Consider the following 19,061-nt stretch of genomic DNA (forward strand, 5'->3'; position numbering starts at 1 on the left):
GGTCAACGGCGCGCTGCGGCCACGGCCTGGCCCAGCCCGATGACGGCCATGGCGTAGTAGCTGGACCAGTTGTAGCGCGTGATGGCGTAGAAGTTTTCCGTGCCTGCCACGTAGCTGGGCGGGTTGTCGCCGTTTTGCAGTTCGACCAGGGCCAGCGGGCCGGTGTAGCGGGCGCCTGCCTCGTCCAGCACGGCGCCCCGGGCCTGCATGCTGGCGGCGCTGAAGGTGGGCAGGATGTCGGGCACCAGCAGTTCGTCGGTTTGCGCGGCGCTGCCCTCGGGCCGTACGTCAAAGTGCGTGGGCATGCCGGGTGTCCAGCCGTGTGCGATGAAGTAGTTGGCCACCGATCCGATGGCGTCCTGAGCGCTGCCATACAGGTCGATGTGGCCGTCGCGGTCGAAGTCCACGGCGTACCGCGCCCAGCTCGATGGCATGAACTGGCCCAGGCCCATGGCACCGGCATAGCTGCCGCGCGGGGTGAAGGGGTCGGTGTCCGTGCGGTGCATGAGGCTCAGGAACTGCTCCAGCTCGCGCTGGAAAAAGGCTGCCCGCTCCTGCGCGCGCGGGTGCTCGGCCGGGAAATCGAAGGCCAGCGTGGCCAGCGCATCCATCACCCGGAAGTTGCCCATGTGCTGGCCGTAGATGGTCTCGACGCCAATGATGCCGACGATGATCTCGGCGGGCACGCCGTATTCGCGCTCGGCCTGCGCCAGCGCGGCGCCATTCTCTTGCCAGAAGCGCACCCCGGCGCGGATGCGCACCGGCTCGATGAAGCGGTTGCGGTAGGCCTGCCAGTTCTTCGCTGTACCTTTGGCCGGTGGCAATACCAGGCGCGGCACTTGCGCCAGAAAACGCGCCTGGCCGATGGCCTGGCGCACCCATTCGCGGTCCAGGTCGCGGCGCTCGGCCAGGTCGTCGGCAAACTGCATGGCGTCGGCGCGGCGGGCGTAGGGCGTGCCGGTCGGCTCGGCGGCGCGGGTTGCTGCGGCTTGCTTTTTAGAGGGATTTTTGGCATTTACGCCCGTAGATAGGGCGGTAGCAGCTATTGAAAGAAGAGCAATCGAGAGAAATTTCTGCATCATGAAGGACGGCGTGGGGCAGGCCAGCGCAGGCGGCGCAGATCGCGCCGCAGCTGGCCCAGGGCCTGCACCCGGGATGTGGAGGGAGGGGCGTAGCGCAGTTGCTCCAGGCGCAGCAGCCAGGCAGCGGCGTCGTCGGCAGGGGCGCCAAAGCGGGCTTGGGCGTGTGCCGCCAGCGTGCGGGGCGGCATGCTGGCCGTGGTGGGTAGGCCGCTGCGCTCCAGGCGTGCGCGGGCGCGGGCCAGCAGGCGCAGCCAGGGGTCGTGCTGCAAGCGCTCCCACAGCGTCCAGGCGGCAGCGGCCGCTGCGGCGGCGACGATCAGCCCCGCCAGCACGCGGGCCAGGTCTTGCCAGTCGGGGGCGTCAAAGCCCATGGCGCGCAGCAGGTCAAGCTGGCGGCTTTGCGTGTAGTTCAGCACCCACTGGTTCCAGCGGTTGTTGGCGGCTTCCCATACGGCGCGCAGGCGCTGCACAGTACCGGGGCTCAGCATTGTGCCCACTGCATTGGCCATGGCTCCACGGGGGGCTTGCAGGCGCTGGAACTGGCCTACGCGCCCGGGGGATACGGCGCCTGTGGGGTCGACCCGTACCCAGCCACGGCCTTCCATCCAGACTTCGGTCCAGGCATGGGCGTCGCTCTGGCGCACGGTCCAGTAGCCATCGACCGGGTTGCGCTCACCGCCCTGGTAGCCGGTGACGATGCGTGCCGGCACATCCATGGCGCGCATCAGCACCACGAAAGCCGATGCGATGTGTTCGCAAAAGCCGGACTTGCGGTCGAACCAGAATTCATCGGCCGTGTGCTCTCCGTACACGCCGGGCTCCAGCGTGTACTCGTAGCCACCGGTGCGCAGGCGCTGCAGCGTGGCGTCCACCAGCGCCTGGGTGCCACCGGCTGCCAGGGCCGGGTTGGCGCGCATTTGCTGGGCCAGCGCAAGGGTACGCGGGTTCAGGCCCTGCGGCAGCGCCGTCATGAAGCGCAAGGCCGGGGTGGCGGTACGCGGGCCGTGGCTGAACCGCGGGTAGCTTTCGGCGCGCAGGCGCACGATGTCGGTGATGGGGCGCGATGCCACCCACTGCAGGTCTTGCGTCATAAAGACATTCATGCCTGCCACCTCGGGCTTCTCGGGCGCGGCTTCGAGCAGCAGCAGCCAGGGGCGCTGGTGCGCCTCCAACGTGATTTCGTAGCGCAGCGATGGGCCCTGCACCTGCAGCTGCGCGGGCAGGCCCATGCGGCCAGCAAAGGCGCTGTCCTCGCGTACCGGGTCGGCCTGCCATTCGCGCCCGTCAAAGCTGGAGAGCACCGGGCCGCGGAAGTACAACACCGATTGGGGTGGTTCGATTTTTGGGTCGTCAAAGCGCACCCGCAGCGCTACGCGGTCGTCCAGGGCCAGCTCGGCGATGGAGCCCACCTTCATGCTGCCCGACAAGCCGGTGCGGCCGGTCAGGGTGTCGCCCGGCACGCCCCACAGCGGCGCCATGCGCGGGAAGAACATGAACAGCGCCGCCATGATGGGCGCGCCCAGCAGCGCCATGGTGGCGGCCGTGCGCAGCGACTGCATCAGCGGTGGCCGACCCACCGGCATGTGGGCATTGACCAGGGCCGTCAGCAGACCGAGCAGCGCCACCAGCATGGCGGCGGCGGTGAGCAGGGACTGCGAATAGAAAAAGTTGCTGAGCATCGTGAAGAAGCACAGGAAGAAGATGACCATTGCGTCGCGCTGGGCACGGGCTTCCAGTGTCTTGAGGGCCAGCAACACGACGATGAGGGTGAGGCCGGCGTCACGCCCCAGGATGGTGCGGTGCGTAAGCACCGTGCCCGCCACGGCCAGCACCAGCAAAATGCGCAGCAGCCAGGTGCGGGGCAAGGGGCGCAGCGTCCAGGCCAGCCAGCCGCGCCAGACCAGCAGCGTGGCGGCCAGTGCTGTGGTCCAGAGCGGCAGCACGTCGGTCTGCGGTGCAATCACCCAGGCAATGACGGCGAGCAGGAACAGGGTGTCGCGGGCATCGCGTGGCAGCGCAGCAAGGGTTTGGCGCAGGCTCATACAGCCCCCAATGTGCTATTGTAAATATAGCTGTTCACGCTTGATATATAAGCGCTTGAGGTATATTTGATTGATATTTCTCTCAGCATAGCGCCAGCGCCTCCAGGCAGCGTCGGCGCTGGGCCGGGCCGTTGCCTTGGGCGACTTCCTGGCCTGGCAGGCGCAGGCCATAGTCCAGGCCCAGCCGGTCGGCCTGCAGTACCCAGGCGGCCAGGCGCGAGAGGCGCGCCTCGGGGTTGGCGAGGCCCGTGTGGGCGTAGTCCAGCCAGAGTTCATGGCGCTGCGATTGCTGGGCATCGCGGCTGACCAGTGCGTCGGAGCCGCTGGCCAGGGCCTGTGCGGCCTTCTTCCAGACCACCAGTTGCAGCGGATCGCCCCGGCGGTAGGCGCGCACGCCTTCAAATTCGCCGGTGCCTTGGTGGGGCGCACTGCCCGTGCCGCCCGCGCGGGGCTCGCCTGGTGGCAACGGTGGAGCGCCCGGTTCGGGTGCGGGGTAGACCAGCACTTCAGCGGCGGGGCGCCACACGGTCCAGACACGGAAGGTGCCCAGGGGGAAGCGGGTCTCTGCCGTCAGCGTGGGCACGCGGTGCAGGCCACGGTGGGGCGCGGCAAAGGCTACCTGCACGTTGGCCGTGCCCTGGGCAGGCACATCGGTCCAGGCCCAGTGCCCGCTGCCATGCACGGCCAGCGCGATGCTGTGGCGCGGGGTGCGGCGTTCGCTGCTGAGCTGCACCTCCAGCGTGGCGCTGTGGCCCAGAAAATGGGGCTCCGGGGGCTTGAGGTGCAGGGTCAGGCCGCGCAGCGTGGCGTGGCAGATGTGCATGCCCACCACGGCGCTGCCTGCTAGCAAAAAAGTGAGCAGGTAGCCCAGGTTGAGCTGGAAGTTGATGGACGCCACGAGCAGCACCAGCAAGGTGAGCGCCAGCATCCAACCCGCCCCCGTGGGCAGGATGTACACATTGCGCTGCGTGAGCACCGTGGTGTCGGCCAGCGGCAGGCGCGCCTGCCACCAGCGCGTAAAGCGCCGTTGCACGGCAGCCAACGGGTTGAGGGCGTCAGGCCACCAGGGACGGTGCGGGTGTGCGCGTTCCATCGGGTGTGGCGGGCCTGCGTGCGGCACTGCCGTCAAGGCAGCGCGACGGACTGGACCATGGCCTGCACTTGCTCGACGGCACCACGCCCTGCATCGCCCACGGGTACCAGGCGATGGGCGATCGTCTGGGCGATGATGGCCTGCACGTCGTCGGGCGCCACGTAATCGCGCCCGCTGATCAGCGCCTGCGCCTTGGCTGCGCGCACCAGGGCAATGCCGGCGCGTGGCGAGAGGCCTTGCAGAAACCAGCGGCCCGAGCGCGTGGCGGTGATCAGGTCCTGCACATAGTCCAGCAGCGGATCGGCCGCGTGCACGGCCAGCACCTGCTGTTGCAGGTGGGCCAGCTCTTCGGCCGAAAGCAGCGGCAGCATGGTGCTGGCCATGGCGCGCCGGTCGCTGCCCGCGAGCAGTTGGCGCTCGGCTGCGCGGTCCGGGTAACCGAGCGAGATGCGCATGAGGAAGCGGTCGAGCTGCGACTCGGGCAGCGCATATGTGCCCAATTGGTCGTGCGGATTTTGCGTGGCAATGACGAAAAAGGGCTCGGGCAGTGCGCGTGTGGCGCCTTCGACCGATACCTGCTTTTCTTCCATGGCTTCGAGCAGGGCGCTTTGCGTCTTCGGGCTGGCGCGGTTGATCTCGTCGGCCAGCAGCACCTGGGCGAATACCGGCCCGGGGTGGAACATGAAAGCTTCCTTGCCGCGCTCGTAGACCGAGACGCCGATCAGGTCGCTGGGCATCAGGTCGGCCGTGAATTGCACGCGCGCAAACTGCAGGCCAAAGGTGTGGGCCAGGGCGTGTGCCAGTGTGGTCTTGCCCACGCCAGGCACATCCTCGATCAGCAGGTGACCGCCTGCCAACAGGCAGGCCACGCAGTCCTGTACGCGGGCGTTTTTGCCCACGATCACCGTGTTAAGCTGATCCAAAATGGATTTGATTTTGTGCTGGGTTGGCATGGCGTGACGTTATCCGAAATTCTGACGCGTGGAGACAAGGCAATGGGCAAGACAGGTTATTTTTCCCACCGCGACTGCTGGAAACATGAAATGGGCCCAGGCCATCCCGAGTGTCCGGGGCGACTCGATGCGATCGAAGACCGTCTGTTGGTGACCGGTGTTATCGACGCCCTGGAGCGCTACGAGGCGCCTGAGGCGGCGTTGGCCGACATCGAACTGGCCCATGGCCGTCTGCACATCGCGGCCATGCGCGGCCTGACCGACTGGCTGCGCGAAGAAGTGGAGGCCGGCGGCCCGGCTTATACGCAGGTGGATCCCGATACCTCCATGAATGTGCACACCTGGGCCGCAGCGCTGCGCTCGGCCGGGGCTGCGCTGGCTGCCACCGATGCGGTCATGGCCGGTGAGCTGGAAAACGCCTTCTGCGCGGTGCGCCCACCAGGCCACCATGCCATGCGCGACAAGGCCATGGGTTTTTGTTTCTTCAACAACGTGGCAGTGGCTGCCAAGTACGCGCTGCAGCGCTACAACCTGCAGCGTGTGGCGGTGGTGGATTTCGACGTGCACCACGGCAACGGCACGGAGGATATCCTGGCAGGTGACGATCGTGCGCTCATGGTCGGCTTCTTTCAGCACCCGTTTTACCCTTTCAGCGGTGACCAGGCCCCTGCCGCCAACATGCTCAACGTGCCGGTGGCAGCCTACACACGCGGGATGGATATCCGCGAACTGATCGAGATGATGTGGATTCCGCGCCTGGAGGCGTTCAAGCCCGAGATGATCTTCATCAGCGCCGGTTTTGATGCGCACCGCGATGACGACATGGGTCAGCTGGGCTTGACTGAGCAGGACTACACCTGGATCACGCAGCGCATCAAGGACGTGGCGCGCCGTTTCTCCAATGGGCGCATCGTCTCCTGTCTGGAAGGCGGCTATGTGATGAATGCTCTGGCGCGCAGCGTGGAAGCCCATGTGCGCGTGCTGGCGGATTTATAGCTCCCCCTGTGCCGCCTGCGGCGTCTTCCCCCCCCCAGGGGAACGCCACCAGAGGCCTGGCAAAGCCAGCTCCTCGGTGGCCCTGGCGTAAACAGCGCCCATTTTTCGAATTTGCCCAATGCAACGCTCAGGAGAAATACACATGACGACTTCCAGCGCTGGTGAATTACTGCTCACGTCCCGTGACGCACGGGGCGTGGTCACGCTCACCCTGAACGATCCCGCACGTTTCAATGCCCTGGGCTCCGACATGTTGACAGCCCTGCAGCAGGCGCTGGATGCGCTGGTGGGCGATGGGTCCGTGCGCGTGGTGGTTTTGGCGGGCGCGGGCAAGGCCTTTTGCGCTGGCCACAACCTCAAGGACATGGCCGCGCACCCGGAGTTGGGCTGGTACCAGCAGCTTTTTGCCCAGTGCAGCCGCATGATGCTGTCGCTGCAAAAGCTCGACGTTCCGGTGATTGCGCGGGTGCATGGCATGGCTACGGCAGCGGGCTGCCAGTTGGTTGCACAGGCCGACCTGGCGGTGGCGGTCGATAGCGCCAGTTTTGCCACCAGTGGTATCCACTACGGCCTGTTTTGCTCCACGCCCAGCGTGCCCCTGGTGCGCAACGTGCCTGCCAAGCGCGCCATGGAAATGCTCCTGACCGGCGATTTCATCGATGCCGCCACGGCACTGCGCGAAGGGCTGGTCAACCGCGTGGTGCCGGTCGATGCGCTCGACGCCGAGGTGGAGAAACTTGTCCAGTCCATTCTGGAAAAACCCCGCGTTGCCGTGGCCATGGGCAAGGCCCTGGTGTACCGCCAGCGCGAACTGGGCCTGGACGCTGCCTACCAGCTCGCGGGCCAGACCATGGCCGTGAACATGATGGATGAAGCCGCACAAGAGGGCGCCCGCGCTTTTGCGGAGAAACGCAAACCCCACTGGAAGTGCTGATGGCCACCAGGGTGCAGCCCTTGCTGGTGGATGGGGTGGACGCATGGCTGGAGGCATTCACGCAGCCCAGCGTATTGATCGAACTGGGCGTGCTCGCCCTGTGCGCCGTGCTGGCTTGGGCGCTGGTGTCTGTGCTGCGCCGGGGCGCACGCACGACCGATGCCCGCTCCATACTGTTTGGCCGCAATGTGATCGATGGTGTTTTGTTTCCGCTGGTGCTGCTGGCGTTGGCCTATGTTGCGCGCACCCTGGTGCAGCAATGGATGCCGCTGGCGGCGTTTGCCGTGGCGATCCCTGTGCTGGTGGCCTTGGTGGTCATCCGCATGGGGGTCAAAGTGCTGCAGGCCGCTTTTCCGCAGGCGGGCTGGGTGCGGCCGATCGAGCGCAGCATTTCCTGGCTGGCCTGGCTGGTCATGGTGCTGTGGGTCACAGGCTTGCTGCCCATGGTGCTGCAAGAGCTGGGCGAAATCACCTGGAAGGTGGGCAACAGCACGCTGTCGGTACGCACCCTCATCGAAGGCACGCTGACAGCGGCGGCGGTGCTGCTGCTGTCCTTGTGGTTGTCGGCCGCCATCGAGGCCCGCTTGCTGCGTTCGGCCACGGGCGGCGAACTGTCGCTGCGCAAGGCCGTCAGCAACGCTACCCGTGCGCTGCTGGTTTTTGTGGGTCTGATCGTGGCCTTGTCTGCCGTGGGTATCGACCTGACGGCGCTGTCGGTACTGGGCGGTGCCATTGGCGTTGGAGTGGGTTTGGGCTTGCAGAAGCTGGCGGCGAACTATGTGAGCGGCTTTGTCATCCTTGCCGAACGCAGCATACGCATCGGTGACAACGTGCGCGTGGACGGGTTTGAGGGGCGCGTTACGGATATCAAGTCGCGCTACACGGTCATCCGGTCGCTTGGAGGCCGTGAATCCGTCGTACCCAACGAGATGATCACCACCAGCCGGGTTGAGAACCTCACCCTGGCGGACCCGCGTGTCTGGTCCTCGACCGTGGTCAGCGTGGGTTACGACAGCGACGTGGACTTGGTCTTGCGCCTGCTTGCCGATGCCACGCTGGAGAGCAGCCGCGTCCTGCGCGATCCCGCCCCTAGCGTGGCGCTGTCGGCCTTCGGTGCCGACGGGCTCGAATTCACCGTGGGGTTCTGGATTGCCGACCCCGAGAATGGACAGATGGGTTTGCGCTCCCAGGTTAATCTGGCCATTCTGCGGTCCTTGCGGGCGCACGGTATCGACATCCCCTTTCCCCAGCGGGTGCTGCATTTGACGGGCGCTGCTCCGGGGCAGATGCCCCTGGCGGGCTCAGACCGGGCGCTGGCCGACTAAAGTGCTGGACAAGCAGGGGGCCTGCTGGCCTATAATCGCCAAAAAGCACGATCGTTCTTTTTTTTGTCATCAGGTTCTGGCAAAGAGTCTCGTGCTTTCGCTGCACTGCGGCATAAAATGTTCTGGTTTACGTAAACGTCAATTCAATCAACTTTAGGAGCCGCAGCAATGAAGGTTTTGGTCCCTGTCAAGCGCGTGGTGGATTACAACGTGAAGGTCCGCGTCAAGTCGGACGGCACGGGTGTAGACATCGCCAACGTGAAGATGAGCATGAATCCCTTTGACGAAATCGCCGTCGAAGAGGCCGTGCGCCTGAAGGAAAAAGGCGTGGTCACCGAAGTCATTGCTGTTTCGTGCGGCGTGGCCCAATGCCAGGAAACCCTGCGCACGGCCATGGCCATCGGCGCAGACCGTGCCATCCTGGTCGAAACCACCGAGGAACTGCAACCCCTGGCTGTGGCCAAGCTGCTCAAGGCCCTGGTGGACAAAGAGCAACCCGGGCTCATCATTCTGGGCAAACAGGCCATCGACGACGACGCCAACCAGACGGGTCAAATGTTGGCAGCCTTGGCCGATCTGCCCCAGGCGACTTTTGCCTCCAAGGTCGAGATCAATGGCGACAAGGTCAGCGTCACCCGTGAGGTGGATGGCGGCCTGGAGACCTTGTCACTGTCTCTGCCTGCCGTGGTCACGACCGACCTGCGCCTGAACGAGCCGCGCTACGTCACCTTGCCCAACATCATGAAGGCGAAGAAGAAGCCGCTCGACATCGTCAAGCCTGAAGACCTGGGGGTCGATGTTGCACCGCGCCTCAAGACCATCAAGGTATCCGAGCCTGCCAAGCGCGGCGCCGGCATCAAGGTGGCAGACGTGGCCGCCCTGGTCGAAAAGCTCAAGAACGAAGCCAAAGTCATCTAAGGAGAACAAAAAATGACCGCACTCGTTATCGCAGAACACGACAACGCCAGCATCAAGGGCGCCACGCTCAACACCATCACTGCCGCTGTGCAGTGCGGTGGTGACGTGCATGTGCTTGTGGCCGGACACAACGCCGCCGCCGCCGCCGCCGCCGCCGCCCAGGTGGCTGGCGTCGCCAAGGTGCTGCACGCCGACAGCGCAGCCCTCGAACAGGGCCTGGCCGAGAACGTTGCCGCCCAGGTGCTGGCCGTTGCCAGCAGCTACAGCCACATCCTGTTCCCCGCCACCGCGGCTGGCAAGAACGTAGCCCCGCGCGTGGCCGCCAAGCTCGACATGGGCCAGATCAGCGAAATCAGCAAGGTGGTCAGCGCCGACACGTTCGAGCGCCCCATCTACGCCGGTAACGCCATTGCCACCGTGCAGAGCCTTGACGCCACCAAGGTCATCACCGTGCGCACGACCGGTTTCGACGCCGCTGCTGCCACCGGTGGCAGCGCCTCCGTGGAGAGCCTGGCCGCTGTCGCCGACTCCGGCAAGAGCAGCTTCGTGGGCCGCGAAATAGCCAAGAACGATCGCCCAGAACTGACCGCAGCCAAGATCATCGTCTCGGGTGGCCGGGCACTGGGCAGCAAGGAAAAGTTCGACGAAGTCATGACTCCGCTGGCCGACAAGCTGGGCGCTGCCATTGGTGCCAGCCGTGCTGCAGTGGATGCAGGCTACGCCCCCAACGACCTGCAAGTGGGGCAAACCGGCAAGATCGTGGCGCCGCAGCTCTACATTGCCGCAGGCATCTCGGGCGCCATCCAGCACCTGGCCGGCATGAAGGACTCCAAGGTGATCGTGGCGATCAACAAGGATCCCGAAGCGCCGATCTTCAGCGTGGCCGACTACGGCCTGGAAGCCGACCTGTTCACGGCCGTGCCGGAACTGGTCAAGGCCCTGTAAAGCACTGTCGTGCGCGAAAAGGCATCGCTTGCGATGCCTTTTTTTTGACTTTTGCATCTCCCGGAGAACCCCATGAGCTACACCGCCCCCGTCAAGGACATGCTGTTCAACATGCAGCACCTGGCCCACATCGAACAGGTCGCACAGATTCCAGGCTTTGAGGACGCAGGCCTGGACACGGCCACCGCCGTGCTCGAGGAGTGCGCCAAGTTCACCGAGGGTGTGCTGGCACCGCTGAATTTCGAGGGGGACAAGAATCCCTCGTCCTGGAAGGACGGCGTTGTGACAGCCACGCCTGGCTTCAAGGATGCCTTCCGTCAGCTCACCGAAGGTGGCTGGCAGGGTCTGCAGCATCCACAGGACTTTGGTGGCCAGGGCCTGCCCAAGACCATTGGCGCAGCCTGCATGGAGATGCTCAACAGCGCCAACATGAGCTTTGCGTTGTGTCCGCTGCTGACCGACGGCGCCATCGAAGCGTTGTTGACAGCTGGCAGCGACGAGCTCAAGGCCATCTATCTGGAAAAACTCATTTCCGGCCAATGGACCGGCACCATGAATCTGACCGAGCCGCAGGCCGGCTCTGACCTGGCGCTGGTGCGCACCAAGGCCGAGCCGCAGCCCGACGGCACCTACAAGGTCTTCGGCACCAAGATTTTCATCACCTGGGGCGAGCACGACATGGCCGAGAACATCGTCCACCTCGTGCTGGCCCGTGTGCAGGGCGCGCCCGAGGGCGTCAAGGGCATCAGCCTGTTTGTTGTGCCCAAGTTCCTGGTGAACAAGGACGGCAGCCTGGGCGCGCGCAACGACGCGCACTGCGTCAGCATCGAGCACAAGCTGGGCATCAAGGCCAGTCCCACGGCCGTGCTGCAGTTTGGCGACCACGGCGGCGCCGTGGGCTACCTCGTGGGCCAGGAAAACCGTGGCCTCGAGTACATGTTCATCATGATGAACGCCGCCCGCTATGGCGTCGGTATCCAGGGCATCGCCATCGCCGAGCGCGCCTACCAGAAGGCCGTGCAGTACGCTAAGGACCGCGTGCAGAGCCGCCCCGTGGACGGCAGCATCAACGCCAGCGCGGCCATCATCCACCACCCCGACGTCAAGCGCATGCTCATGACCATGCGCGCCACCACCGAAGGCTGCCGCGCCATGGCCAGCACGGCCGCTGCCGCCTACGACGCGGCGCACCACCACCCGGACGCCGAGGTGCGCAAGGAAAACGCCACGTTCTATGAATTCATGGTGCCGCTGGTCAAGGGCTATAGCACCGAGATGAGCATCGAGGTTGCAAGCCTGGGCGTGCAGGTGCACGGCGGTATGGGTTTCATTGAGGAAACCGGTGCGGCCCAGTACTACCGTGACGCAAAAATTTTGACCATCTACGAGGGTACGACCGCCATCCAGGCCAACGACCTTGTGGGCCGCAAGACGGCGCGCGACGGTGGCCAGACTGCCCGTGGCGTGGCTGCTCAGATCGCCCAGACTGAAAGCGAATTGCAGGCCAGTGGAACCCCTGCGGCCCTGGCCATGGCCAGTCGCCTGGGCGCTGCGCGCAAGGCTTTTCTGGACGTGGTGGACTTTGTTTGCGGCGGCGCCAAGGCATCGCCCAATGCGGTGTTTGCTGGTAGCGTGCCCTACCTTATGTTGGCGGGTAATTTGGTGGCGGGCTGGCAAATGGCCCGCGCGCTGCTGGTGGCGCAGGAACTGTTGCACAAGGGACAGGACGAGGCCTTTATGCGTGCCAAGATTGCCACAGCGCAGTTCTATGCAGAACACATCCTGGTCAAGGCGGCCGGTTTGCGCGACAGCATCGTTGAAGGCGCTGACAGCGTAACGGCCCTTGCGCTGGATTCGTTCTAAATTTTGCTATGAAAACAATAGCTTGCTGCGCTCTTGAATAGGGCGTTACAGGCTCATTTCACTCATATTTTTAATTCTGCGAAAGTTGCCATGTCCAAACTGCCACCGGTTCTGCAAAAGCTCTCGCTGCCCGTCATTGGGTCGCCCTTGTTCATCATCAGCAACCCCCAGTTGGTGATCGAGCAATGCAAGGCCGGCATTGTGGGCGCCATGCCCTCGCTCAATGCCCGTCCTGCCGAACAGTTGGACGAATGGCTGGCCGAGATCACCGAAACCCTGGCCGCCTGGGACAAGGCGCACCCGGAGCAACCCGCAGCGCCGTTTGCCATCAACCAGATCGTGCACAAGAGCAACGACCGGCTGGAGCACGACATGCAGGTCTGCGCCAAGTACAAGGTGCCGATCGTCATCACCAGCCTGGGTGCGCGTGAAGACGTGAACCAGGCGGTGCACGCCTGGGGTGGCATCGTGCTGCACGACATCATCAACAACAAGTTTGCGCACAAGGCCATCGAGAAGGGGGCCGATGGCCTGATCGCAGTGGCAGCAGGCGCAGGTGGCCATGCCGGGGTGAAGAGCCCCTTTGCCCTGGTGCAGGAAATCCGCCAGTGGTTCGACGGCCCGCTGGCGCTCAGCGGCGCCATCGCCACGGGCGATGCTGTGCTGGCGGCACAAGCCATGGGCGCTGATTTTGGCTACATCGGCTCGGCCTTCATCGCGACGGAAGAAGCGCGCGCCAGCGATGCTTACAAGCAGGCCATCGTCGATGGGAATTCAGACGACATCGTCTACAGCAACCTGTTCACAGGCGTGCACGGCAACTACCTGGCACCGTCGATCCGAGCGGCGGGCATGGACCCTGACAATCTGCCCGAGTCCGATCCGAGCAAGATGAATTTTGGTGGCAACTCCACCAAGGCCTGGAAGGACATCTGGGGCTGCGGCCAGGGCATTGGCGCAGTGCAGGCTGTGACGACCACAGCGGCGCTGGTGGCTCGTTTGCGCGACGAATACAAGGCTGCGCGAGCGCGTTTACTGGCCGCCTGATCGGGCTGCGGCTGTCCCGCCGACTCGGCGGGTGGCAAAACGGGGCTGTGAGGGCCCAGTCAGTAGCATGTAAGTGCGTGCATGGACAGTCTCGGGTGAACCTTCACCGATTTTCAGGAGACACACCCATGAGCGCGCCATCGAATGCCATTGAATCCACTCTGGTGGAAAACCGCGTTTTCCCACCTGCGGACGCCACCGTGCAGGCCGCCCGCGTTTCCGGTATGCCTGCCTACGAGGCCCTGTGCGCCGAAGCCGAAGCGGACTACGAGGGCTTCTGGGCGCGCCTGGGCCGCGAGCACCTGCAGTGGACCAAGCCGTTCACGCAGACCCTGGACGAATCCAATGCGCCGTTTTACCAGTGGTATGCAGACGGCGAGCTCAATGCCTCGGCCAACTGCCTCGATCGCCACATGGGCACGCCCGCCGAGAACAAGACCGCCATCATCTTCGAGGCCGATGACGGCTCGGTGACCCGTGTCACCTACAAGGAGCTGCTGGTGCGGGTCAGCCGCTTCGCCAATGCACTCGCTGCGCTGGGCGTGGGCAAGGGCGATCGCGTGCTGATCTACATGCCCATGACCATCGAAGGCGTGGTGGCCATGCAGGCCTGTGCGCGCCTTGGCGCCATCCACAGCGTGGTGTTTGGCGGTTTCTCGGCCAAGGCTGTGCATGAGCGCGTCATTGACGTGGGCGCCAGTGTCGTCATTACCGCCAACGCCCAACTGCGCGGCGGCAAGGAGTTGCCCCTCAAGGCCATCATCGACGAAGCCCTGGCCATGGGCAATTGCGAGAACGTGCGCAACGTGCTGGTGTTCGAGCGCACCAAGACGGCCTGCAACATGGTGGCCGGGCGCGACCTCACTTTCAGCCAGGCGATGGAAGGCCAGTCCGACATTTGCGAGCCGGTCGCCGTGGGCGCCGAACATCCGCTGTTTATCCTCTACACCTCGGGCTCGACGGGCAAGCCCAAGGGTGTGCAGCACAGCACCGCGGGCTACTTGATGTGGGCCAAGGCCACCATGGAGTGGACCTTCGATATCCAGCCCAGCGACGTGTTCTGGTGCACGGCCGACATCGGCTGGATCACTGGCCATACCTATGTCACCTACGGCCCCTTGGCTGCAGGGGCTACGCAGATCATTTTTGAGGGCATCCCCACCTACCCGAACGCTGGTCGCTTCTGGCAGATGATTGAGCGCCACAAGTGCACGGTGTTCTACACAGCCCCCACAGCGATCCGCTCGCTCATCAAGTCGGCCGATGCTGATCCCGCGGTGCATCCTGCGCGTTCGGATCTGTCGAGCCTGCGCATCCTGGGTAGCGTGGGCGAGCCTATCAATCCCGAAGCCTGGATGTGGTACTACAAAAACGTCGGTGGCGAGCGTTGCCCCGTGGTGGACACGTTCTGGCAGACCGAAAACGGTGGCCATGTCATCACTCCGCTGCCTGGCGCGACGCCGCTGGTGCCCGGCAGCTGCACGCTACCCTTGCCCGGCATCATGGCCGCCATCGTGGACGAAACGGGCAATGACATTCCTAATGGCTCGGGTGGCATGCTGGTCATCAAGCGCCCCTGGCCCAGCATGATCCGCACGATCTGGGGTGACCCGGAGCGCTTCAAGAAGAGCTATTTTCCCGATGAGATGGGTGGCACGACGTACCTCGCTGGCGATGGCGCGGTGCGCAGCGCTGATCGTGGCTACTTCCGCATCACGGGCCGCATCGACGACGTGCTCAACGTCTCGGGCCACCGTATGGGCACCATGGAAATCGAATCGGCCCTGGTAGCAAAGACGGATCTGGTGGCAGAAGCCGCTGTGGTGGGGCGCCCCGACGATGTGACGGGCGAAGCCATCTGCGCCTTCGTGGTGCTCAAGCGCAGCCGCCCCACGGGCGAGGAAGCCAAGCAGATCGCCAAGGAGTTGCGCGACTGGGTGGCCAAGGAAATCGGCCCCATCGCCAAGCCCAAGGACATCCGCTTCGGCGACAACCTGCCCAAGACCCGCAGCGGCAAGATCATGCGCCGCTTGCTGCGCTCCATCGCCAAGGGCGAAGCCATCACCCAAGACACAAGTACGTTGGAGAATCCGGCGATTCTTGATCAATTGGCTGAAACCAATTGATCAAGCAGCCGCCGCAAGGCGGCAGGCGCATGGCGCCTTCGCCGGATTCGGAGAGCACTCATGTCGCGCAGCGACGTGATGTGTTCGCCAAAATCCCGTTAGTTTCAATCAATTGGCTGAAACCAATTGATCAAGCAGCCGCCGCAAGGCGGCAGCGCGCAGCGCGTTTTGGCTGAATAAAAAAGGGGCGTCGCGAGGCGCCTTTTTCTTATGTGGCGACAACCACAAACAAAAACCGCCGCGTCCTTGGCAGGGTTGCGGCGGTTTCGGGGGGGGCTGCCAACGGGTTGGCAAACCGTGTGACCAAAGACCGAATTACTTGAGCGACAGAACCCAGTCGACCAGCTTCTTGGCTTCGGCTTCGTTGACCTGGGCGTTAGCGGGCATGGGCACTGGGCCCCACACGCCTTTGCTGCCCTTCATGACGTGGGTGATCAGGGTCGCTTCAGCGTCTTTCTGGCCAGCATACTTTTTTGCCACTTCCTTGTAGGCAGGGCCCACGAGCTTCTTGTCCACTGCGTGGCAGGCCATGCAGTTCTTGGACTTGGCCAGCGCCTCATCGGCCAAGGCAGGAGCGGCAACAGCCAGCGTCATAGCGAGGGTAATCAGGGTGCGCTTCATCGTGGTCTTTCCTCTGGGTTGGGTTACATTGATGCAACGCGATTGTAATGACTCAGGTTGACTGCAGCCATACCATTACGGCATCTTTTGAGGATTATCATGTACATGCTTGGCTTGGGAATCATTCTGGCACTTCTCAAATACCTTGAAATCGGCCCTGTTGCCGCATGGTCTTGGTGGTGGGTGCTGACACCGTTTGGCCTGACATTTTTGTGGTGGGCCTGGGCCGACAGCACCGGCTATACCAAGCGCAAAGCGATGGAAAAAATGGACCAACGCAAGCAGGACCGTATCGACAAGCACAAGGAAGCGCTGGGCATGCGCCCGCGCAAGCCGCGCTAAGAGCGACTCACAAAACGTTTCTGGCGTCGTTGCCGCATCTTGTCGTAATACCCGTACTGCCTGCGACACAGCGCCTCGCCAGAACCGCTTCGCTGGGTTTTGTGATCCGCTCTAAAAGCCGGTGCCTGTAGTGCTGGCGTAGTCTTTTGATACCGCGAGCGAACCCGGTTCGCGTTGTGCATGACCCTGTTGCGGTTGTGCTGGTCTTTGTCGCACGGCTTGGTCGGAAAATCCCTGCGACATAATCAAAAATTCCCTTTTATTTAACCGCCCCACGGACGATTCGACACCATGCCAGCCTACCGTTCCAAAACTTCCACCGCCGGACGCAACATGGCCGGTGCGCGTGCCCTGTGGCGCGCCACCGGCATGAAAGATGATGACTTCCAGAAGCCCATCATCGCGGTCGTCAATTCCTTCACACAGTTCGTGCCTGGACATGTGCACCTCAAGGACATGGGGCAACTGGTGGCGCGCGAGATCGAGGCCGCAGGCGGCGTGGCCAAGGAGTTCAACACCATTGCCGTGGACGACGGCATTGCCATGGGCCACGACGGCATGCTGTACTCGCTACCCAGCCGCGACATCATTGCCGACTCGGTCGAGTACATGGTCAATGCCCACTGCGCCGACGCCATGGTGTGCATCTCCAATTGCGACAAGATCACCCCCGGCATGCTCATGGCCGCCATGCGCGTCAATATTCCCGTGGTGTTCGTGTCGGGCGGCCCCATGGAGGCGGGCAAGGTCCAGCTGGCCACGCCAGGCACGCACTCCCTGACGTTCAAAAAACTCGACCTGATCGACGCCATGGTGATGGCGGCTGATGACACAGCGTCCGACGCCGACGTGGCTGAGGTGGAGCGCAGCGCCTGCCCCACCTGCGGCTCCTGCTCGGGCATGTTCACCGCCAACTCCATGAACTGCCTGACCGAGGCCCTGGGCCTCTCGCTGCCCGGCAACGGCACCACGCTGGCGACGCACTCCGACCGTGAACAGCTGTTCAAGCGCGCCGGGCGCTTGGTGGTGGACCTGTGCAAACGTTACTACGAGCAAGAGGACAGCAGCATCCTGCCGCGCTCCATGGGCTTCAAGGCATTTGAGAACGCCATGACGCTGGACATTGCCATGGGCGGCTCGACCAACACCATCCTGCACATTTTGGCGATTGCGCAAGAGGCCGAGATCGACTTCACCATGGCCGACATTGACCGCCTCTCGCGCGTTGTGCCGCAGCTGTGCAAAGTGGCGCCCAATACCGACAAGTACCACATTGAAGACGTGCACCGCGCTGGAGGCATCATGGCCATCCTGGGTGAGCTCGACCGCGCAGGCAAGCTGCACACCGATACACCCACGGTGTACGCAAAGACCCTGAAGGATGCGCTGGACGAGTGGGATATTGCCCGCAACCCGTCGGATGCCGTCAAAACCTTCTATATGGCTGGCCCGGGTGGCATCCCTACCCAGACGGCCTTCAGCCAGAGCACCCGCTGGCCCAGCCTGGACCTGGACCGCGCCCAGGGGTGCATTCGCTCCGGCGAGCATGCTTTTTCGCAAGAGGGTGGCCTGGCCGTGCTGGTGGGCAACATTGCGCTCAAGGGGTGCGTGGTTAAAACGGCAGGTGTGGATGACGCACTGATGGTGTTTGAAGGCCCGGCCCACGTGACCGAATCGCAAGACGAAGCGGTGGCCAATATTCTGGACGACAAGGTCAAGGCGGGCGACATCGTGATCGTGCGCTACGAAGGCCCCAAAGGCGGCCCCGGCATGCAAGAGATGCTCTACCCCACCAGCTACATCAAGTCCAAAGGCCTGGGCAAAGCCTGTGCACTGCTGACCGACGGGCGCTTCTCCGGCGGAACCTCGGGTCTGTCCATTGGCCATGCCTCACCCGAGGCCGCAGCCGGTGGTGCGATTGGCCTGGTGCGCAATGGTGACCGCATCCGCATCGATATCCCGAACCGCAGCATCAACGTGCTGGTGTCCGATGAAGAACTGGCCAAACGCCGCGCCGAACAGGATGCCAAGGGCTGGAAGCCTGCCCAGCCGCGCCCGCGCAAGGTGTCGGCTGCACTCAAGGCCTATGCCAAGCTGGTGATGTCGGCAGACAAGGGCGCGGTGCGCGACTTGTCGCTGCTGGACGACTGATTCGGCGCATCCAGGTCCATCTAAAAAATGCCGTTCCAGCGAATGCTGAGACGGCATTTTGCTATCTTATGAATAGCTTGTTGCGCTTATGGGGTAAGCGTTAGAGGCCAATTTGACTGATATTTTTAGCCGTTGTCAGATCAGTCAGGACGATGCTCCGGTCTGGCTCTGAAGGTAGTTCTCCAGACCGATCTTCTCGATCAGGCCCAGTTGCTTTTCCAGCCAGTAGGCATGGTCTTCCTCGGTGTCGCGCAATTGGGCCAGCAGCAAGTCGCGGCCCACGTAGTCGGCCACGCTCTCGCACAGCGCCATGCCTTTTTGCAGGGCTGCGCGCACCTCGTACTCCAGTGCCAGGTCTTTTTGCAGCATTTCGGGCACGGTACGGCCAAAAGCAAACTCTCTGGGCCGCATGTCGGGCGTACCGCCCAGGAACAGGATGCGGCGCAGCAGGGCATCGGCGTGCTGCGTTTCTTCCTGCATCTCGTGGTCCATGCGGGCAAACAGGCGGGTAAGGCCCAGGTCTTCATAGATGCGTGAGTGGATGAAGTACTGGTCGCGCGCTGCCAACTCACCGCGCAGCAGTTCCTTGAAATAAGCGATGACTTCGGGGTGGCCTTGCATAG

16 protein-coding genes are annotated in these 19,061 nt (G+C 63.6%); 10 read left to right on the forward strand and 6 right to left on the reverse strand.

Going from position 1 to position 19,061, the window contains the following annotated elements:
• Positions 1–2: 2 nt before the first annotated feature.
• The 4 genes from mltB to C8D04_RS01265 all read right to left on the reverse strand — a co-directional run bounded on the left by mltB (position 3) and on the right by C8D04_RS01265 (position 5,170).
• Positions 3–1,079: a lytic murein transglycosylase B gene (gene mltB, locus C8D04_RS01250; protein ID WP_116003240.1), complete on the reverse strand. Its 1,077-nt coding sequence runs from the start codon at positions 1,077–1,079 to the stop codon at positions 3–5.
• A complete protein-coding gene (locus tag C8D04_RS01255) occupies positions 1,079–3,124 on the reverse strand; it encodes a DUF3488 and transglutaminase-like domain-containing protein (protein ID WP_116003241.1) in 2,046 nt (681 codons plus the stop codon). The genes mltB and C8D04_RS01255 overlap by 1 nt, the downstream gene beginning before the upstream one ends.
• Before the next feature lie 82 nt (positions 3,125–3,206).
• Positions 3,207–4,217: a DUF58 domain-containing protein gene (locus C8D04_RS01260; protein WP_116003242.1), complete on the reverse strand. Its 1,011-nt coding sequence runs from the start codon at positions 4,215–4,217 to the stop codon at positions 3,207–3,209.
• A 32-nt stretch (positions 4,218–4,249) separates the two neighbouring features.
• Positions 4,250–5,170 carry a MoxR family ATPase gene (locus C8D04_RS01265; protein ID WP_116003243.1) on the reverse strand — a complete coding sequence of 307 codons (921 nt, stop codon included), beginning with the start codon at positions 5,168–5,170 and terminating at the stop codon, positions 4,250–4,252.
• A gap of 42 nt (positions 5,171–5,212) precedes the next feature.
• Between C8D04_RS01265 and C8D04_RS01270 the strand changes: the two genes are divergently transcribed.
• The 8 genes from C8D04_RS01270 (at position 5,213) to acs (ending at position 15,324) form a co-directional block, all read left to right on the forward strand.
• A complete protein-coding gene (locus C8D04_RS01270; protein WP_116003244.1) occupies positions 5,213–6,166 on the forward strand; it encodes a histone deacetylase family protein in 954 nt (317 codons plus the stop codon).
• Positions 6,167–6,308: 142 nt separating this feature from the next.
• Positions 6,309–7,100: an enoyl-CoA hydratase gene (locus C8D04_RS01275; protein WP_116003245.1), complete on the forward strand. Its 792-nt coding sequence runs from the start codon at positions 6,309–6,311 to the stop codon at positions 7,098–7,100.
• Positions 7,100–8,425: a mechanosensitive ion channel domain-containing protein gene (locus C8D04_RS01280; protein ID WP_116003246.1), complete on the forward strand. Its 1,326-nt coding sequence runs from the start codon at positions 7,100–7,102 to the stop codon at positions 8,423–8,425. The genes C8D04_RS01275 and C8D04_RS01280 overlap by 1 nt, the downstream gene beginning before the upstream one ends.
• A 168-nt stretch (positions 8,426–8,593) precedes the next feature.
• Positions 8,594–9,343, forward strand: coding sequence for an electron transfer flavoprotein subunit beta/FixA family protein (locus C8D04_RS01285; RefSeq protein ID WP_116003247.1), 750 nt, complete (start codon positions 8,594–8,596; stop codon positions 9,341–9,343).
• Between the two features lie 12 nt (positions 9,344–9,355).
• Complete coding sequence (locus C8D04_RS01290; RefSeq protein WP_116003248.1) at positions 9,356–10,288, forward strand: FAD-binding protein; 933 nt, start codon at positions 9,356–9,358, stop codon at positions 10,286–10,288.
• A 72-nt stretch (positions 10,289–10,360) separates the two neighbouring features.
• Positions 10,361–12,151: an acyl-CoA dehydrogenase gene (locus C8D04_RS01295; protein ID WP_116003249.1), complete on the forward strand. Its 1,791-nt coding sequence runs from the start codon at positions 10,361–10,363 to the stop codon at positions 12,149–12,151.
• 90 nt (positions 12,152–12,241) lie between these two features.
• Positions 12,242–13,198 (forward strand): nitronate monooxygenase family protein, encoded by a 957-nt coding sequence (locus tag C8D04_RS01300; RefSeq protein ID WP_116003250.1) that lies wholly within the window; start codon positions 12,242–12,244, stop codon positions 13,196–13,198.
• Between the two features lie 128 nt (positions 13,199–13,326).
• On the forward strand, positions 13,327–15,324 hold the full coding sequence (gene acs / locus C8D04_RS01305; RefSeq protein WP_116003251.1) for an acetate--CoA ligase: 1,998 nt from the start codon (positions 13,327–13,329) through the stop codon (positions 15,322–15,324).
• A 315-nt stretch (positions 15,325–15,639) separates the two neighbouring features.
• On the opposite strand, the gene C8D04_RS01310 is transcribed toward acs, so the two are convergent.
• Positions 15,640–15,945 carry a c-type cytochrome gene (locus C8D04_RS01310; protein WP_116003252.1) on the reverse strand — a complete coding sequence of 102 codons (306 nt, stop codon included), beginning with the start codon at positions 15,943–15,945 and terminating at the stop codon, positions 15,640–15,642.
• Between the two features lie 99 nt (positions 15,946–16,044).
• On the opposite strand from C8D04_RS01310, the gene C8D04_RS01315 reads away from it, so the two are divergent.
• Positions 16,045–16,287 (forward strand): TIGR04438 family Trp-rich protein, encoded by a 243-nt coding sequence (locus tag C8D04_RS01315; RefSeq protein WP_116003253.1) that lies wholly within the window; start codon positions 16,045–16,047, stop codon positions 16,285–16,287.
• Positions 16,288–16,578: 291 nt separating this feature from the next.
• A complete protein-coding gene (gene ilvD, locus C8D04_RS01320) occupies positions 16,579–18,438 on the forward strand; it encodes a dihydroxy-acid dehydratase (protein WP_116003254.1) in 1,860 nt (619 codons plus the stop codon).
• 144 nt (positions 18,439–18,582) lie between these two features.
• Here the strand turns inward: ilvD and bfr are convergent, their stop codons facing one another.
• Positions 18,583–19,059: a bacterioferritin gene (bfr, locus tag C8D04_RS01325; RefSeq protein WP_116003255.1), complete on the reverse strand. Its 477-nt coding sequence runs from the start codon at positions 19,057–19,059 to the stop codon at positions 18,583–18,585.
• Between the last annotated feature and the right edge of the window lie 2 nt (positions 19,060–19,061).

It is taken from the genome of Simplicispira sp. 125 (genome assembly GCF_003096555.1).
Lineage (GTDB): Bacteria > Pseudomonadota > Gammaproteobacteria > Burkholderiales > Burkholderiaceae_C > Simplicispira.

Bases quoted from the DNA above. Each gene is read 5' to 3' on its own strand.
- mltB (WP_116003240.1), bottom strand. From the start codon at position 1,079: ATGCAGAAATTTCTCTCGATTGCTCTTCTTTCAATAGCTGCTACCGCC.
- C8D04_RS01255 (WP_116003241.1), bottom strand. From the start codon at position 3,124: ATGAGCCTGCGCCAAACCCTTGCTGCGCTGCCACGCGATGCCCGCGAC.
- C8D04_RS01260 (WP_116003242.1), bottom strand. From the start codon at position 4,217: ATGGAACGCGCACACCCGCACCGTCCCTGGTGGCCTGACGCCCTCAAC.
- C8D04_RS01265 (WP_116003243.1), bottom strand. From the start codon at position 5,170: ATGCCAACCCAGCACAAAATCAAATCCATTTTGGATCAGCTTAACACG.
- C8D04_RS01270 (WP_116003244.1), top strand. From the start codon at position 5,213: ATGGGCAAGACAGGTTATTTTTCCCACCGCGACTGCTGGAAACATGAA.
- C8D04_RS01275 (WP_116003245.1), top strand. From the start codon at position 6,309: ATGACGACTTCCAGCGCTGGTGAATTACTGCTCACGTCCCGTGACGCA.
- C8D04_RS01280 (WP_116003246.1), top strand. From the start codon at position 7,100: ATGGCCACCAGGGTGCAGCCCTTGCTGGTGGATGGGGTGGACGCATGG.
- C8D04_RS01285 (WP_116003247.1), top strand. From the start codon at position 8,594: ATGAAGGTTTTGGTCCCTGTCAAGCGCGTGGTGGATTACAACGTGAAG.
- C8D04_RS01290 (WP_116003248.1), top strand. From the start codon at position 9,356: ATGACCGCACTCGTTATCGCAGAACACGACAACGCCAGCATCAAGGGC.
- C8D04_RS01295 (WP_116003249.1), top strand. From the start codon at position 10,361: ATGAGCTACACCGCCCCCGTCAAGGACATGCTGTTCAACATGCAGCAC.
- C8D04_RS01300 (WP_116003250.1), top strand. From the start codon at position 12,242: ATGTCCAAACTGCCACCGGTTCTGCAAAAGCTCTCGCTGCCCGTCATT.
- acs (WP_116003251.1), top strand. From the start codon at position 13,327: ATGAGCGCGCCATCGAATGCCATTGAATCCACTCTGGTGGAAAACCGC.
- C8D04_RS01310 (WP_116003252.1), bottom strand. From the start codon at position 15,945: ATGAAGCGCACCCTGATTACCCTCGCTATGACGCTGGCTGTTGCCGCT.
- C8D04_RS01315 (WP_116003253.1), top strand. From the start codon at position 16,045: ATGTACATGCTTGGCTTGGGAATCATTCTGGCACTTCTCAAATACCTT.
- ilvD (WP_116003254.1), top strand. From the start codon at position 16,579: ATGCCAGCCTACCGTTCCAAAACTTCCACCGCCGGACGCAACATGGCC.
- bfr (WP_116003255.1), bottom strand. From the start codon at position 19,059: ATGCAAGGCCACCCCGAAGTCATCGCTTATTTCAAGGAACTGCTGCGC.